The following is a 16,612-nucleotide window of genomic DNA, read 5'->3' on the forward strand; positions in this document are numbered from 1 at the left end:
TGTGGATTCACATGAAAGCAAATGGATTGACGAAGATAACTGTAACTTTTATAATTACAGTATAAAGGAGGTGCTGTCATGAAGAAATTGACTTTTCTGACAGTGATGACATGTCTTTTGATACTTCTACAAGGATGTGGTATGCAATCGGATAACGAAATGCAAAGTTCAGCAATTCATCGCATCGATGCGAAGGAAGCAAAACAAATGATGGAGAATGAAGATGTCATTGTCGTCGATGTGCGAACAGAAGCAGAATACAACGAGAAGCATATACCAAATGCAATTTTGGTACCCAATGAAACCATACAAGAGGAAGCATTGCGAAAACTACCTGATACATCAGCTACTTATTTGATCCACTGCCGAAGCGGTGTACGAAGTAAACAAGCAAGTGAAAAATTAGTGGAAATGGGATATGAGCATATCTACGATTTTGGCGGTATCAATAACTGGCCATATGAAACGGTGAGTGAGTAGTGTATGAATAGTGAGTTTATTGTAGCGATTCACGCATTGGCTTATTTGGATCATCGCCATACCACTGTTTCCAGTGAAGAATTGGCACGAAGCATTTGTACGAATCCGGCAAGGATCCGCAAGGTGATGTCAGCCTTAAAAACAGCAGGACTTTTGGCTACGAAAGAAGGAAATCATGGAGGATATGAGCTTCATAAAAAGGCAGATGATATTTTATTATCTGATGTTGCCAATGCCTTACAGCTTTCATCTAAAAGCCATAGCCGACGGAATAAAACTTTGAACCAAGATTGTATGATTGCGACAGGAATGGGTATCGTTGTAGATGAATTATCCACATCTCTTTATGCACAATGTATTCAGTATTTATCGTCTATTACCATTTCGGATATTAGTAAACGCTTGATAGATTTACATCAGAAAACCATAAAAGGAGGAAATGAACATGGCATTGATAACAGCAAATAACGCAAATTTTGAAGAATTGATTCAGCAGGATGGTGTAGTAGTAGAATTTTCAGCACCTTGGTGTGGATATTGCAAACGATTGGCACCTGTTTTAAAACAAATCGTACAAGAGTATCCAGATGTAATTTTGGCAAATGTCAATATTGATGAAGAAGAGGCATTGAGTGATCGATATGAAATAGAGACTATCCCTAGCATTCTGGTATTTCATCATGGACAACCGGGTGAGGTATTGGTAGCACCACAGTCTAAAAAAGACGTACTTGATTTTTTAAAGGAACAAAAGGCAATAGGAATTTAAAAGAAAGCTGGTGGAAAAGATGAAAACACATTATCAGACAGTTATCATAGGCGGAGGTCCAGGTGGTTATAGTGCAGCATTATATTGTGCAAGAAGTGCGATTTCTGTACTTGTGCTAGAAAAACTTTCCGCAGGTGGGCAAATGGCAACAACGGGAATCGTAGAAAACTATCCTGGATTTGAGGAAGGTATTGATGGACTTGATCTTGGAGAAAAAATGCAACAACAAGCAGAGCGCTTTGGAGCTGAAACCGTATATGCAAGTGTAGAAAGCGTAGACTTACATGCTCAACCTAAAGTTGTACATACAAGTGATGGTGATGTACTTGCGGATAGTGTCATCCTTGCGAGTGGCGCTTATCCAAGAGAATTAGGTTTACCACAAGAGCGTACGCTCCGAGGAAGAGGTGTGGCATATTGTGCAACATGTGATGGCATGATGTATAAAGGAAAAGATGTCATCATTGTCGGTGGAGGAAATAGTGCGATTGCAGATGCATTGTATCTAGAAAAAATCGCCCATAGTGTTACCCTAATTCATCGTCGAAGCGAATTAAGAGCGAGTAAGGTATATGAGAAGCAATTAAAAAACAGTAAGATTCATTTTATTTGGAATAGCAGAATCAAAGAAATTTTGGCAGATAAAAAAGTTACCGGGGCAATCATCGAAAACTTACAAACCAAAGAAACACAAGAGCTTGCGGCACAAGGAATTTTTGTGGCAATCGGTCGTGTACCAGATACAGAAATGCTAAAAGGTCAACTTACATTGGATCATAGTGGCTATATTGTCGCAGATGAAACAACATGTACCAGTATACCAGGAGTATTTGCGGTAGGAGATGTCCGAGCAAAGCCACTTCGTCAAATTGTAACGGCGGTAAGTGACGGTGCCATTGCTTCAAAATATGTAGAAGAGTATTTAGCGGGATTAGATGCGTCATAAAACCAAACATCCCATAAAAAAAACGGAGGATATTGTATGATGAAAGAACTGATAACTTTTATCATAGATCGATGGGATTTTTTATTGCCATTGATTTATGAACATCTACAGATTTCTTTGATTGCGATCTTGTTTGCTTCTGTTGTAGGTATCAGTATTGGCATATTGATTGCGGAAAAGAAGAAGCTTTCTTCGATTACTTTAGGTATTGTCAGCTTTCTATATACGATTCCTTCTATCTCTATGCTTGGCTTTTTGATACCATTGAGTGGAATCGGAAATACCAGTGCCATCATTGCCTTAAGTATTTATGCGTTGCTTCCTATCATTCGTAGTACTTATACCGGAATCAATGGTGTGGATGAAAGTGTATTAGAAGCCGCAAGAGGAATGGGAAGCACCGATTTACAAATCTTATGGAAAATCAAGCTACCATTAGCGATGCCAGTGATGTTATCGGGATTTAAAAATATGGTGGTAATGACGATAGCGTTGGCCGGCATTGCATCGTTTATCGGTGCAGGTGGATTAGGTGTTGCTATCTATCGTGGCATAACCACCAATAATTTAACGATGACATTGGCCGGAAGTTTGGCAGTTGCACTGTTGGCTTTATTGTTTGATCTTGCCTTAAGTGTGTTAGAAGCTTATTTTACCAATCGACAACATGCGAAAAAACAAAGAAAACGTGTTGGCATCTTCCTATTATGCATTCTATTTGCATTTTCTACCACGATGTTTGAATCTTCTTCATCAAAGCATACCATTCATATCGCTACAAAACCAATGAGCGAGGAATATATTATCGGAGAAATGCTAAAGCAGCTGATTGAGGATCGCACTGATTTAAATGTGGAAATTACAAAAGGTGTCGGCGGTGGTACCAGCAATATTCATCCTGCCATGTTAAAAGGTGAATTTGATTTATATCCGGAATATACCGGAACCTCTTGGAGCTTTGTGTTAAAAAAGAAGGAAATACCTGATGAGAAAACACTTTATGAACAATTGGTAAAGGAGTATCAAGAACGATATCAGTTAAAATGGATGGGATTGTATGGCTTTAACAATACGTATGGTATTGCGGTAACAAAAGGAACCGCAGAGCGATATCATTTGGAAAACTATGCTGATTTGGCTAGTGTTTCCAGCAAGTTGTCATTTGGCGCTGAGTATGATTATTATGAACGTGATGATGGATATGATGTTATGGCAAAAGAGAACGATTTTCATTTCAAGAAAACAATGGATTTGGATATCGGTTTAAAATATGATGCTTTATTAAGTGGTGAAGTTGATGTGATTTTGGTTTTCACAACAGATGGACGACTGGCAGATCCGAATTTGGTCGTTCTTGAGGATCAAGAATCGTATTTTGAAACTTATGAAGCCGGTACTGTTATAAGAGAAGAAACGTTAGAAAAATATCCACAATTGGCAAGTGTTATAGCTTTATTAGATCATCAAATATCAGAAACTGAAATGGCACAGATGAACAATGCCGTAGAAACTGAAGGAATGGAAGACGTGGATGTCGCAAGAGCTTTCCTTGTGAAAAAACATCTGCTGGAGGTGTCTGATGAGTAGTATACGGATGGAGCATGTAGTGCAATCCTATGGAACCCATGAGGTATTACATGATTTTAATATGGAAATAGAAGAAGGCGAATTTGTAAGTGTAATTGGGGGAAGTGGAAGTGGAAAAACGACAGTTTTGAAACTAATCAATGGCCTTTTGAAATCGGATCATGGTAAGATCTATGTACAAGGAAAAGATATTCAAACAATCAATCAAAATGAATTGAGGCGAAGCATTGGTTACGTCATTCAAAGTATTGGTCTATTTCCTCACATGACGATTGAAGAAAATATAGGTTATGTATTGACCTTGACGAAGCAAAAAACAGAGCTGATTCAAGAACGGGTACAAGAAATGATGGAGATCATGCAGTTAGAGAAACGATTATTACATCGATATCCCAATGAATTGAGTGGTGGTCAAAAGCAACGTGTTGGCATTGCCAGAGCATTGGCATCGAAGCCTGATATTTTATTGATGGATGAACCTTTTGGTGCTGTGGATGAAATCACTCGTCATGCATTACAAAATGAAATAAAACGAATTCATGAAAAGTTGCCTATTACGATCTTTTTTATCACTCATGATATTAGAGAAGCACTAAGATTAGGAAGTAGAGTTATGATCATGAAAGATGGTGGAATCGAGCAATTTGATACACCGGAAATGGTAAAGAAGCATCCGAAAACAGAGTTTGTAAAGCAATTGCTTTCTTATCTGCAAGAGGAAAGTTGATTCATAGTTTTTATTGTATGGTATGTTCTAAATTAGAGAATCTTTTGATGGTATTGATCAAGGGATTCTCTTTTCATTCGATATAAAAAACTAATGATATTAAAATGTTACCTAGGATGTGGGAGCAAGTACTGGGCTAATCAATCTCTTCTTCTGCCCTTTATAATAAAAAAAGCGCTGATATAGAGCGCTTTGCATTTGATATGGTGCAGAAGAAGAGACTTGAACTCTCACGGGATTGCTCCCACTGCCGCCTGAAGACAGCGTGTCTGCCGTTCCACCACTTCTGCATGCTTTATGCCTAGATATAATACAACATTTTCAACTATTCGTCTAGTCCTTTTTCTCTTTTTATAAAAATCACTCTGATGCATAGTACATCAAAGTGATTATTTATATATGCGCTTATCATTTACTCATCATCTTGATCGATTAGATCTTAAATAAGGTCGATGTGCTTTATCACAACTCTTGTTAATGGTCATCTAATTCTTTATAGAATGAACGTAAGTGCTCACAAGATGCTTTGAATTCTTTCATTTCTTCTTCTGTTAGCCTTAATTCTACGATTTCTTTGGCACCGTTTCGATCCATGATCGTTGGTACGCTAATATATAAATCAGATTCTCCATATTGTCCTTGTAATAAGGTAGAAACAGGTAAGATCTTATTTTCATTATAAAGAATCGTTTTCATGATCCCAACAGTAGAAGCCGCAATGCCATAACAAGTGTTACCTTTACGATTGAAGATTTCCCATCCACCTTTAATCGTTGCTTGTTTGATTTCTTCATAAGGATCTTTACCGATACGCTCTTCATTATCATGCACTACACTGAAAATATCTTTTCCACCGATGGTAACTGTGCTCCATGGAATCATTTCACTATCTCCATGTTCTCCAATGACCAACGCATTGACACTTCTTGGATCTACATCGATACGTTGCGCAATGTTACACTTCAAACGTGCAGTATCCAAGGTCGTCCCGCTACCGATTACCTGATTAGCAGGTAAGCCACTTAATTTGTAAGCATAATAACTCATCAGATCAACAGGATTGCTAACGACGATCAAATGACCATCAAATCCCTGTTCCATAATACTATTTATAATAGAACGCATGATCTTTTTAGAAGAATCCAGCATGATCAATCGATCATTTTTATCCTTTGGCATAGGGGCACTTGCGGTAATGACAATGATATTGGCATCTTTACAATCTGCATAACTTCCGGCATGAACATTGATATTACGATTCATGTATTCAATACAGTGAGTTAGATCCAATACTTCACCAATTACTTTTTCTTCATTTAGATCGATCAATGCAATTTCATCACATATGCCTTGATTCACCAAACAAAATGCAGTACTAACACCAACATTACCTGCTCCGATAATTACAACTTTACTTTTTTTTATATTCATCATTCAACACTCCTTGGCTCTAGTATGGTAGAACCTAGACAAGTATAACAGGAGTTTTTAAAATGATAAAGCAAAATGAAAAAAAAGTGATGCTTTTGATCACTTTTATTCACTAGCTAAGCTTGATTTTGGTGTTCTGGCAAGACACATCACACCAGAGATCATCAATAATACAAAACTCACAATGTTGATAATATTAGAGAAAATCAAAACAATTGCACATACGATCAATACGATACCACTGATTTTGGTATTTTTTTCAACTCTAAGGGCAGCGACAACAGAGATGATAGCTGCCAAACATGCAGGGATGTAAAGTAAATACATTGATGTGATATCATCTTGATTAAAATGGATACCGATATCATCATAGGCGCTAGGATCAGCAGTTATTTGGAATACAAGAAACATGGTAATACACATGAGAATCACTGCGAGAATTCCACCGATCAAGCCACTTATTTTTTCAGGTTTTCGATTCATATTCATACCACTCCTCATAGGTTTATGTGAAAATTATAGCCCATTTGCAATAAAAAGCCAATTGTTATTTTTAACAATGTTTTCAAGAGTGGGAAATCGTGTTACAATAAAGACGCAAAAATATACAAAAAGGCGATTAGCTGGAATAAAGAGATGATGCTATGAAGAAAATATATCGACACATTAAATTTTATATAAAAACATCTGCGAAAAGTATACGACGTCATTTAGGCATGACGTTTTCGGCTGCCTTTGCAGTATCTATTACTTTGATTCTGATTTCCGTATTCATGGTGATAGGAGAAAATCTTACGAATTTTACCTATCATATCGAAGAACAATTAACGATACGTGTGAGTGTGGACAATGTATTGAAGGATAAGGAAAAAAAGGCTTTAGAGAATCAGATAAAAAACATAAATGGTGTGAAAAAGGTTACTTTTAGTAGCGGAGAAGAAGAGCTGGAGGCTTACAAAAAAGAATATGAAGATAGTAATCAATTATTTTCAATGTATGAAGGGAAAGCAAGCCCTATTAGAGATGCCTATATCGTAGAATTAAAGGATGCAAGTTTCATGGATTCGGCTTGTGATCAAATGAAAGCGCTAAAAGGTGTTGTCAGTGCTGATTTTGGTGGAGAAGGTACTTCGTCTATGATTCAAACATTTGAGGATATCCGTTTCGGAAGTTTTATTTTTGTGATATTTTTAATCTTAATTGCAATCTTTTTGATTGGCAATAAAATTAAGATGAGCATATATACTCGTAGAGGAGAAATTTCAGTCATGCGAAATGTTGGCGCAAGTAACTGGTTTATCAAGGCACCCATGATGTTAGAAGGCATGGTGATCGGAATTCTTGGTTCCATCGTGCCTGTGTTGTTTACCATTGTTGGCTATCAATACCTTTACGATGCATTTCATGGCGTGATGTTAAGTGATATGTTTCAATTAAAAGAAGTATATCCAATGACTTTGTGGGTATCGCTTGTTTTGATCAGTATTGGTTTACTGGTCGGTTTGGTAGGAAGTTTTTTCTCAACTACCAAATATTTAAGATGGAAGCGTTAGGAGGTAATGATAATGAAGAAACAAGCATTGGTGATTTCCTGTTTAGCTATAGCACTGGTATTATCACAATCCTATCCTTTGAAAGCGGAAAGTTTTGAAGGTCGTGAGGATGAGATGAATAAAAAGTGTTCTGCCATCTATGATGAAGAAACACAAAGTGAATGTAAAGCATATAAAGATTATCTAGTGAATAAAAAAGATGACGCAGATAAAACGGTAAACAAGCTGAAGGACCAGATCGCCACTGTTCAGGGAGATATTACCAAAATCAATGATGTGATCACACAGAATAACGAAGAACTAAAAGAAGCGCAGAAGGTGTTGGAAAGTATTGAAAGTGCAGTCGTAGATACCAATGCTTCTATTACGAAGTTAAAAGCACAGATTAAGGAAAAAGAGGAAAGCATCAAAGAAAGAGATCGTCAGATGAAAGAACGACTCTTAGAAATGCAACCCTATATCGGCAGTAATCATTATATTGATTTTTTGATGGGTGCCAGTAGTTTTACCGATTTACTAAGAAGAACATCGATCGTGGGTGAATTAAACAGTTATGAAAAAGAAATGATCACAACGTTGAATAAGGAAAAGAAGGAATTAAAGCTTAAACAAGAAGATGTGACCTTAAAAAAAGAACTTTTAGAGGTTCAACAAAAAGACGCAAAGGTAAAAGCAGATCGAGTAGCTTCCATTAAAGCGAACAATGAGGAATTGATCGGAATTTATCGTAAACAAGAAGTGTCTTTGTTGGAAGAAAAACGTAGAGCTCAGGTTGCCAGTGGTCAATATGCATCAAGTATACCGACCATAGATTTAAGTATCCTTCCTGATAATTGGGGTGGGGATGATGGAAATTCTGGAAATGATGGAAACATTGGTGATGAGGGATCATCTCAGAAACCAACGGATGATGGAAATCAAGGTAATACCGGAAGCGATCATAATTCAGGATCTTCGGGAGGTAGTTCAGATACAGGTGGTTCTAGTCAAGGTGGCTCTAGTGGAAATAGTGGTGGATCATCTAGTCAAGGTCCTCAACTGAGTACCGGTTTTATACAGCCAGTTCAAGGTACTGCGTATTATTCCGCAGGAACATGGGCATATGCAAATGGCGCTCAACATTTAGGTATGGATATGGGAACGTATGAACAGATGGGATTGCCTTTGGTAGCACCTGCCACGGGAATTATTGTCGCAGTGAATGATGGAGGTTGGCCAAATCATGGACCTTATGATCCACCAACAGCGGAAGAACAAATGGCAGGTTACCCTTATGGTGCAGGTAATGGTTTACATATGATCGTGAATGTAAATGGCATCTCTTATGGTATTTCCTTCTATCATTTAACTACAGGTTCTTTTACCGTCAATGTCGGTGATATCGTAAAACAAGGACAAATGATTGCACGTACAGGTAATGCAGGAAATAGTTGGGGTCCACATTGTCATATCGAAATGACCAATCTTGGTAAAGTGAGCATCAATAAGGCAGTAGAAATATTCACAGCCTATGGAAAGGATTATTTCTACGGAAATTATAATGTTTCAGGAAACTGCGCAAATAAAGGATCTACGCCTTGTTTGGTAAGACCAGAAGAATACATACCACATTAAGGAATCGTTAAAGATTCCTTTCTTTGCATATAGAGTGTGAAATAAGCAAGAATGTGGTAAAATAGGAACATGAAAACAGAAAAAGAAAAGCAATTAACCAAAGATTTATTGACATGGTATGATGCCAATGCACGCATATTACCATGGAGAGAATTACCAACCCCATATCGTGTTTGGGTATCGGAAATCATGTTACAACAGACAAGGGTCGAGGCGGTAAAACCTTACTTTGAACGCTTTGTGAAAACACTACCTGATGTGAAGGATCTTGCATATGCATCAGAAGATGTGTTGAGAAAGTTATGGGAAGGTCTTGGATATTATCGACGTGTCAGTAATATGAAAAAAGCCGCCATTCAATGCATGGAGCAATATCATGGAAAACTTCCTTCAAACTACCAAGAACTTTTGACCTTATCAGGTATCGGACCCTATAGTGCAGGTGCGATCGCAAGCATTGCGTTTAAAGAAAGAGTACCTGCAGTCGATGGCAATGTGTTACGAGTGTTTAGTCGTGTTTTGTTGAGTGAGGATGATATCCTGAAAGAAAGCACGAAAAAAAAGTTTCAAGAGTTGTTGATGGATTATATTCCAGAAGATCGCCCAGATGCGTTTAATCAAGCCGTAATGGAAATCGGTGCAATGGTATGTGTACCAAATGGGGCACCGAAATGTAAGAAATGTCCGATTGCGAGTCATTGTGAAGCACATCAAAGAGGGATGGAAGAAACGTTACCGATCAAAAAGCCAAAGAAAAAAAGAAGCATAGAAGAGAAATATATTGATGTTTTGATTTATCAAAATAAGGTACTCTTACAGAAAAGAAAAGAAGATGGTCTACTTGCTGGTTTGTATGAATTTAAAACCTTTGATTGTAAAGAAGAAGAGGAATTATTTTTACGAGAATTGAACATTGAACAGATCGTTCCATTAAAAGATAGCAAACATATTTTTACTCATAAGGAATGGCATATGAAAGGTAAACTTATCTTTTTAAATCAAGAATTACCAGGAGAATGGGTGGAAATTGAAGATATGGTCGCAAATTATGCAATACCTACCGCATTGAAAGCTTATAAGGAGGCAGTATGGGAGTGGATGAGACATATAAGATAGATCATTTGTATGAGCAGTTAAAACGTTACACCTGTTATAATGAACAAGAAATAGCGGATCGTGATGTTATGATGAGATATATGGAATCGTTTGATAACATATATGTTAGAGAAAATCTTTTTGCGCATATGACAAGTAGTCCTTGGATCGTGAATAAAAAAAGAGATAAGGTATTGATGATATTTCATAATATTTATCGTTCATGGGGTTGGTGTGGAGGACATTGTGATGGAGATCGTGATACGGTTGCAGTGGCAATTCGTGAAGGTAAAGAAGAAACAGGACTAAAAGATATAAAGCTTATTAGCAATGAAATTCTTGCGATTGATGTTTTACCGGTACCACCACATATCAAAAGAGGGAAATTTGTAAGTGCACATGTTCACTTGAATGTAACCTATTTGTGCGAAGCTGATGAGGATATGGAGCTATTTCATAAACCTGATGAAAATAGTGGAGTTGCATGGATTGCGATAGAAGAAATCAATGATTATGTAAGTGAAGAGGATATGAAAGTTGTTTATCAAAAGTTAATAGAAAAAATGAATGGAATCAAGGCACGTTAACGTGCTTTTTTTTTAACTAAAGTGTTTTTATGTTTAATTTAATAGGCTTTTTTTGTTTCTTGGGTGAACATGTGCACCAAATTATAGAAATTTCATACTTTATAAGGAATACGGGGGTATGTTATGAAAATACGTGTAATGAAATTTGGCGGTACATCATTGAGAAACAGAAAAACCAGAACGTATGTGTATCGTCATGTAATAGAGGCTAGCAAAACAAGTAAGGTCGTGCTTGTAGTATCCGCTATGGGTCGCTATCCAGATGCCTATGCGACAGATACCTTATTATCTATCGGAAATGAGCATATCACGAAAGAAGAAAGTGCTCGTTTGGTATCAATTGGAGAACAATTATCCGCTTTAACGGTTTGTTCAGAACTTCAAGAAATGGGGTTATCATCTTATGCTATGCCTTTTTCTGATGCAGGGATCATAACGGATGATACCTATGAGTATGCAAGGGTTTTAGATTTAAACAGCCATGCGTTACGAGATCGCTTAAAAACATATGATATTATCGTAGTTGGCGGGTTTATTGGTATCAGTCAGGAGGGAAAAGTTACTACGCTTGGTAGAGGTGGAAGCGATTATAGTGCGGTATTGTTTGCGGATATGCTAGATTTAAACGAAGTAGAGATATATACAGATGTAGATGGTGTTTATACAACAGATCCCAAATTGCATACGTATGCAGCGAAATATGACCATTTAAGCTTTGATGAAATGCTGAGTATGAAATCAAGGGTGTTGCATGATCGTTGTGTTTCTTATGCAAAGCAACGCAGTATTACGATTCATTTAAAAGGCACCTTTTCTACAAGTGCAGGCACCATAATTTCCCAATAAATATCTGACATAATTTCACATAACAGTTGCATAAATTTATGATATAATAGCACTGTGAGGTGAGCTGTATGAAAAACATAATTTTACTCAAAAATCTAAATGAAGAGGAACAGTGTAAGGTCTTAGAGAGAGCATTGAGTGAAACTAGAGTTGATTTTGAAATTAACTTTGCTAAAAAATGTGTCATCGTAGAAGGTAATAGCGATATGGTCGCAATTGCTAGAAAAGTTGTTTCTGATAATGGATTTATGATTATATAATTGAGGAAAGGCAAAAGAATGCCTTTTTTATTGTCGTGATTGGATGAAATAGATAAAGATATGAGTGATAGTATGAGTTGGAGGATTTCATATGATGATTTGGAAACATAAAAATAATGAAGCTGATTGGCACATGATCAGAGAAACGGTTTTTGTTGAGGAACAAGGCTTTGAACATGAGTTTGATGATATTGATGATAAAGCACAACATATAACATTGTATATCAACGATATGCTAGCGGGATGTGTACGATATTATCAAGAGGATGGAGCTTATCGGATTGGTAGACTAGCGGTTTTACCTGATTTTCGCAAACAAGGATGCGGTGGATTGCTTCTTGAGCATGCAGAAGAAGAAATCAAAAAACAAGGTGGTATTGAAGTTTATTTAGATGCTCAGTATCGTGTAAAAGGGTTTTATGAAAAAGCGGGATATGTAGTGTGTGGAAAAGAACATATGGATGAACATGTCCCACACGTTTTAATGAAGAAAAAGCTTTAATCGTCTTGTTTAAAGATCAAGATATCTAAGAAAGCAGCAACGCCAATCGTAAATGCCAGTATGTTATCAAGCCATGCGTGGTTTGAAACAAATGATACCAAAAAAGTAAAATTCAGTAATTTATATAAAGCATAGTTTAGACAGAATGCGATGCTACATGTTAGTGCGGCTTTTTGTATTTTGCTCATTTTTCTCACCTGTTGTATTCTATGAATTTGTGGTGGATTTATGAATGAATCTCTTCTTTGATGCATAAAGTAGAGTGACAGGGAGGAAAAGAAATGAAAGCAAAGATCATCGCAGGCGTTGGTGTTGTTGTATTGGTTGTTGCTCTTGCTTTTTCTATGAGACCAAAGTCATTTGATACCCAGTTTGAGAAAACTATGAAGGATATGGATTCTTACATCTTAAGTGGCGATATGGAAATCACCAAAGGAGAGGACGTAAAAACATACGCTTTAGAGGTCGGATATCAAAAGGCTGATAAGGAACAATTTAAGGTTTCGTTGGTTGATAAGGAGTTGAACCAAGAGCAAATTATATTAAGAAATGATGGTGGTGTTTTTGTCGTAACACCTAGTTTAAATCAAGTGTTTAAGTTTGAAGGAGATTGGCCGATGAATTCTCCGAAGCCATATCTGTTACAAAGTATTGCTGAAATCGTTAAATCAGATAAGGCCGATATCAGTAAAAAAGATGATGGGAATTTAGTGAGTTGCAAGGTGAATTATCCGAATAACAAGAATTTTGATCATGAAGAAATCATGTTTGATAAGGATGCGAAGTTGAAGTGGATCCAAATATACAATGCTGATAATGTTGTACAATTAAAAATCGTTTTTCACAAGTCGGAGTATAATGCAAAGATAAAGAAAGGGTATTTTGATACGCCTAAGACTTTGGATAGTAAAACAAGCGCTAATGGCATTACAGATGCTGATTTACCGCTATATCCTGTTCAAGTGTTTGATTCTGATTTGAATCATGTTTCAAAATTAGAAACTGGAACACAAGTTAAACATGTGCTGGAGTATACAGGTGCTAAAAATTTCACGGTTGTGGAAACAATGCGTGCTAGTGTAGAGGAAACACAAACTGTCTTAATGCCTGGGGAAATGGTAGATAGTCTTGATGTGGTAGGATTTTATGATGGTAATCATATGAGTGCTATACATGAAGGGGTGGAGTATACGGTATATTCTGAGGAATTGGGACCTGAGGAAATGATGCAGGTGATCAACAGTATGCAGGTCGCTGTGATGAAGTGATGGTAAGAAGAGGAGATGTATATTACGCCGATCTTTCTCCTGTAGTAGGAAGTGAACAAGGAGGAGTGCGTCCGGTCGTTGTGGTGCAAAATGATAAGGGAAATAAGTATAGCAAAACGGTGATAATTGCACCGATTTCAAAGAAAATGAGTAAACCGCCAATTCCCACTCATGTTGTGTTTTCTGATTCGTCACTTAGCTATGTATCCATGATTCTTTGTGAGCAATTGCGAACCATTGATAAGAAAAGATTAGGACAATGGATTTGTACATTGGATGATCGAACGATAGATAAAATCAATCAGGCGATTCGTGTTAGTTTAAATATATGAGAAAGAAGCTTATGTTTGATAAGCTTTTTTTAATCTTTCAGAAACAAACCGTTTAAAATGATGATGGTATGAGTGATGTTTCTGAATAATGTTAGAATGGGCATTGCTTGATGAATGCTTCACCAAAAAGCAGAATAGTGTGAGTGAATGTATGAATAGAATTAATTTGTAAATGTGTATGAAAAGTATTCGTTGTTGTCAATGATATAAATAAAAACCTTAACATTTATTTAGTGATTAGTTAAGGTTTTTTTCGTAGTTTTATTTATCATGTTATTATCGTTTTCAAACAATAAGAGAAGAGGATTAGAATGTTTTTACCATTTATATTTATGTATATAAAGTTTGAAATAAAAAAGGTTTATTAGTGAGAATGTTTTATATGTTATTTTGAAGTATAGAATTATGGCAGTATAAGGAGGTGCTGTTTATAGAATGATCGTGGGGCATCCCAATATAGAACGTGTCCCTTCTGTACCGCCAAGTGTATGGGGAAGGTGGAACAAAGCCTTGCCGTCTAAGATTCCTCTCATCTGCATAATATAAAAGACCTCAATCATGAGGTCTAAACGTTTTATTATTTAGATGGAGCAGATGAGGGGAATTGAACCCCCGTATCAGCCTTGGCAAGGCTGTGTTCTACCATTGAACTACATCTGCATGGCGGTCCAGATGGGACTCGAACCCACGATCTCCTCCGTGACAGGGAGGCATGTTAACCACTACACCACTGGACCATTGTTTTATGTAATTCGTTTGGCACTTCATCAGTGCCCGTATATAATACCATGGTTTTAAAATCTTGACAAGAGGTTTTTTGAATTTTTTTTATTTTTTTTTTGCAATTTTTTTTTGACTAAGAAAATGAGTTAAAATCGCCAAGATTTATGGCATAAAAAATGACTGGATTACGTCATTTAATTACATGTACTTCCATGACATAAATTGTACTGTCAAACTAGCTAGATTCTTTAAAATTATTTTTGCTATGACAGTATATATACAAGTTGTCTATTTGAAGTGACATGATTGCCTTCTTCTCGTGGTGGTATTATTCTTATTAGATAGATATAATGTAAATAGTGAGGTGACTGAAAATGAATTTAGAGGATAGACTACAGTTATTAAGGAAAAGAAATGGATATTCACAAGAGCAATTATCTGAAAAGATAGGAATAGCAAGACAAACAATCAGTAAATGGGAAAATGGACAAGCCATTCCAGAATTAAATGGGCTCATACGATTAAGTGAGTTATATGGTGTTACTATTGATAGAATTGTTAAAGATGAGGAATGTAATCTTCAGTTAAATAAAAAAATTGATAAACACATCGATAATATGATTGCATTTTTGATTAACGCTAAGAAAAATACCTATTCGATAAGTAGCGGTAAGGTGCAATCATCACGAATCCATTCTCATGATTATAGTTTTGAGGATTTGCCATATAAATATTACGATACATTTTTAGGAAATGAAAAATTCAGCGGGGAAGAAGCTATTTGGTTTTATGATGATCCAGTTTGGTGCTTAAATTATTCTGGACGAGTATTGCGTCATTCTTTTGATAGTGGTTTTCTTAAAGAAGCATTGTCAAAAGTATCTGCAGAGTTCCCTTATAGAGGTCCAAGGATATTCACAAAGGGAGATTATCATTATCATTGTCATCTAGATGGTGATTTTACTTGGTTTCAGGGGTATGAAGAAATATTTTATTTAAATGATAAGGTTTATGAATGTTGCTTTCATGGAGGAATAGTAGAATAAATGGACATCATTGAACATAAGGTAAGTACAAAGGATTATTTAATTAAGTCTAAATTGCCAGCAAGCGACTTTGTAATAAATCCATATATTGGTTGTACTCATGCTTGTAAATATTGCTATGCGAGATTCATGAGAAAATTCACAGGGCATAGCGAGGAATGGGGGAAATTTATTGATATTAAGGAATGTAATAAACCTATTTCTTTGAAAAAAGTTAAGGGGAAATCGGTGTTTTTGTCTTCTGTGACGGATTGCTATAATTCTTGTGAAAAAAAATATCGTATAACAAGATCGATATTAAAACAGTTAGTAGAGGCAGATTGTGAAGTCACGATATCCACAAAATCTAGTTTGATCCTTCGTGATATGGATATATTAAAAAATTTTAAAAATCTTAAGGTTGCATTATCTATTAATACGTTGAATGAAAGTTTTAGAGCCGATATGGATCAAGGAAGCTCAATTGCAGAAAGAGTTTCTGCCTTAAAAGAATTACACCAAGCTGGAATATATACGGTCTTATTTATGTCACCTATTTTTCCATATATTACAGAATGGAAGGATATCATCGCTATCACAAAAGAAATGGTATCTGAATATTGGTTTGAAAATCTTAATTTGAGAGGAGAGTATAAGCATATTATTCTTTCTTATATTGAGGATGCCTATCCTAATTATGTAGAGGCTTATCATAAGATTTACTTGGAAAAGGATATGGCCTATTGGATTACATTAGCTAATTCACTATCTTTATATTGTAATGATATGGGGGTACGTTATGTTAATTATTTTTATCATGATCAGAAAAAAAGAGATAAAATGATATGTTTATATTAAAACCAAGAT

The 16,612-nt window shown here is 36.1% G+C and carries 20 protein-coding genes and 3 tRNA genes; 17 read left to right on the forward strand and 6 right to left on the reverse strand.

All coding sequences use genetic code 11. From position 1 onward, the window contains the following. Positions 1–78 precede the first annotated feature (78 nt). Genes UGRO018_RS16025 through UGRO018_RS16050 form a run of 6 tightly spaced genes read left to right on the forward strand, consistent with a single transcriptional unit; the run spans position 79 to position 4,509 of the window. On the forward strand, positions 79–480 hold the full coding sequence (locus UGRO018_RS16025; protein WP_416327516.1) for a rhodanese-like domain-containing protein: 402 nt from the start codon (positions 79–81) through the stop codon (positions 478–480). A gap of 3 nt (positions 481–483) precedes the next feature. After that, complete coding sequence (locus tag UGRO018_RS16030) at positions 484–948, forward strand: RrF2 family transcriptional regulator (RefSeq protein ID WP_416327517.1); 465 nt, start codon at positions 484–486, stop codon at positions 946–948. Further along, entirely contained in the window at positions 926–1,249 is a 324-nt protein-coding gene (locus UGRO018_RS16035) for a thioredoxin family protein (protein WP_416327518.1), read from the forward strand. Before UGRO018_RS16030 ends, UGRO018_RS16035 begins: the two co-directional genes overlap by 23 nt. 19 nt (positions 1,250–1,268) lie before the next feature. After that, positions 1,269–2,195, forward strand: a complete 927-nt coding sequence (gene trxB, locus UGRO018_RS16040; protein WP_416327519.1) for a thioredoxin-disulfide reductase — start codon at positions 1,269–1,271, stop codon at positions 2,193–2,195. Positions 2,196–2,231: 36 nt separating this feature from the next. Further along, on the forward strand, positions 2,232–3,782 hold the full coding sequence (locus UGRO018_RS16045; protein WP_416327520.1) for an ABC transporter permease/substrate-binding protein: 1,551 nt from the start codon (positions 2,232–2,234) through the stop codon (positions 3,780–3,782). After that, positions 3,775–4,509: an ATP-binding cassette domain-containing protein gene (locus UGRO018_RS16050; protein WP_416327521.1), complete on the forward strand. Its 735-nt coding sequence runs from the start codon at positions 3,775–3,777 to the stop codon at positions 4,507–4,509. Before UGRO018_RS16045 ends, UGRO018_RS16050 begins: the two co-directional genes overlap by 8 nt. A gap of 204 nt (positions 4,510–4,713) precedes the next feature. Here the strand turns inward: UGRO018_RS16050 and UGRO018_RS16055 are convergent. The 3 genes from UGRO018_RS16055 to UGRO018_RS16065 form a co-directional block, all read right to left on the reverse strand. Then, positions 4,714–4,799 (reverse strand) — tRNA-Leu (locus UGRO018_RS16055). Between the two features lie 184 nt (positions 4,800–4,983). Beyond that, entirely contained in the window at positions 4,984–5,940 is a 957-nt protein-coding gene (locus UGRO018_RS16060) for an L-lactate dehydrogenase (protein ID WP_416327522.1), read from the reverse strand. A gap of 105 nt (positions 5,941–6,045) precedes the next feature. Beyond that, entirely contained in the window at positions 6,046–6,429 is a 384-nt protein-coding gene (locus UGRO018_RS16065; RefSeq protein ID WP_416327523.1) for a DUF4064 domain-containing protein, read from the reverse strand. 155 nt (positions 6,430–6,584) lie between these two features. On the opposite strand from UGRO018_RS16065, the gene ftsX reads away from it, so the two are divergent. The 7 genes from ftsX (at position 6,585) to UGRO018_RS16100 (ending at position 12,397) form a co-directional block, all read left to right on the forward strand. Then, positions 6,585–7,493 carry a permease-like cell division protein FtsX gene (gene ftsX / locus UGRO018_RS16070; protein WP_416327524.1) on the forward strand — a complete coding sequence of 303 codons (909 nt, stop codon included), beginning with the start codon at positions 6,585–6,587 and terminating at the stop codon, positions 7,491–7,493. A 12-nt stretch (positions 7,494–7,505) separates the two neighbouring features. Further along, positions 7,506–9,107: a murein hydrolase activator EnvC family protein gene (locus tag UGRO018_RS16075; protein ID WP_416327525.1), complete on the forward strand. Its 1,602-nt coding sequence runs from the start codon at positions 7,506–7,508 to the stop codon at positions 9,105–9,107. A gap of 69 nt (positions 9,108–9,176) precedes the next feature. After that, positions 9,177–10,223 carry an A/G-specific adenine glycosylase gene (gene mutY / locus UGRO018_RS16080; protein WP_416327526.1) on the forward strand — a complete coding sequence of 349 codons (1,047 nt, stop codon included), beginning with the start codon at positions 9,177–9,179 and terminating at the stop codon, positions 10,221–10,223. Next, complete coding sequence (locus tag UGRO018_RS16085; RefSeq protein ID WP_416327527.1) at positions 10,196–10,789, forward strand: NUDIX hydrolase; 594 nt, start codon at positions 10,196–10,198, stop codon at positions 10,787–10,789. The genes mutY and UGRO018_RS16085 overlap by 28 nt, the downstream gene beginning before the upstream one ends. Positions 10,790–10,912: 123 nt before the next feature. Beyond that, complete coding sequence (locus UGRO018_RS16090; RefSeq protein ID WP_416327528.1) at positions 10,913–11,635, forward strand: aspartate kinase; 723 nt, start codon at positions 10,913–10,915, stop codon at positions 11,633–11,635. A 68-nt stretch (positions 11,636–11,703) separates the two neighbouring features. After that, the gene (locus tag UGRO018_RS16095; protein WP_416327529.1) at positions 11,704–11,895 is read left to right on the forward strand and encodes a hypothetical protein; all 192 of its coding nucleotides are present in this window, start codon (positions 11,704–11,706) and stop codon (positions 11,893–11,895) included. Positions 11,896–11,986: 91 nt separating this feature from the next. After that, on the forward strand, positions 11,987–12,397 hold the full coding sequence (locus UGRO018_RS16100; RefSeq protein WP_416327530.1) for a GNAT family N-acetyltransferase: 411 nt from the start codon (positions 11,987–11,989) through the stop codon (positions 12,395–12,397). On the opposite strand, the gene UGRO018_RS16105 is transcribed toward UGRO018_RS16100, so the two are convergent. Then, complete coding sequence (locus UGRO018_RS16105) at positions 12,394–12,585, reverse strand: hypothetical protein (RefSeq protein WP_416327531.1); 192 nt, start codon at positions 12,583–12,585, stop codon at positions 12,394–12,396. The genes UGRO018_RS16100 and UGRO018_RS16105 overlap by 4 nt on opposite strands. A gap of 93 nt (positions 12,586–12,678) precedes the next feature. Here UGRO018_RS16105 and UGRO018_RS16110 point away from each other — a divergent pair, with 93 nt between their 5' ends. Next, complete coding sequence (locus tag UGRO018_RS16110) at positions 12,679–13,665, forward strand: LolA family protein (protein ID WP_416327532.1); 987 nt, start codon at positions 12,679–12,681, stop codon at positions 13,663–13,665. Beyond that, positions 13,665–13,997 (forward strand): type II toxin-antitoxin system PemK/MazF family toxin, encoded by a 333-nt coding sequence (locus UGRO018_RS16115; protein ID WP_463667571.1) that lies wholly within the window; start codon positions 13,665–13,667, stop codon positions 13,995–13,997. The genes UGRO018_RS16110 and UGRO018_RS16115 overlap by 1 nt, the downstream gene beginning before the upstream one ends. Positions 13,998–14,583: 586 nt before the next feature. Here UGRO018_RS16115 and UGRO018_RS16120 read toward each other — a convergent pair. After that, a tRNA-Gly gene (locus UGRO018_RS16120) sits at positions 14,584–14,657 on the reverse strand. A gap of 1 nt (position 14,658) precedes the next feature. Next, a tRNA-Asp gene (locus UGRO018_RS16125) sits at positions 14,659–14,734 on the reverse strand. 360 nt (positions 14,735–15,094) lie between these two features. Here UGRO018_RS16125 and UGRO018_RS16130 point away from each other — a divergent pair. Continuing rightward, a complete protein-coding gene (locus UGRO018_RS16130; protein WP_416327534.1) occupies positions 15,095–15,766 on the forward strand; it encodes a DUF5680 domain-containing protein in 672 nt (223 codons plus the stop codon). Next, a complete protein-coding gene (locus UGRO018_RS16135) occupies positions 15,767–16,603 on the forward strand; it encodes a radical SAM protein (RefSeq protein WP_416327535.1) in 837 nt (278 codons plus the stop codon). Positions 16,604–16,612 lie beyond the last annotated feature (9 nt).

Source organism: Hoskinsella mucinilytica, from assembly GCF_045223415.1.
GTDB classification, from domain to species: domain Bacteria; phylum Bacillota_I; class Bacilli_A; order Erysipelotrichales; family Erysipelotrichaceae; genus Hoskinsella; species Hoskinsella mucinilytica.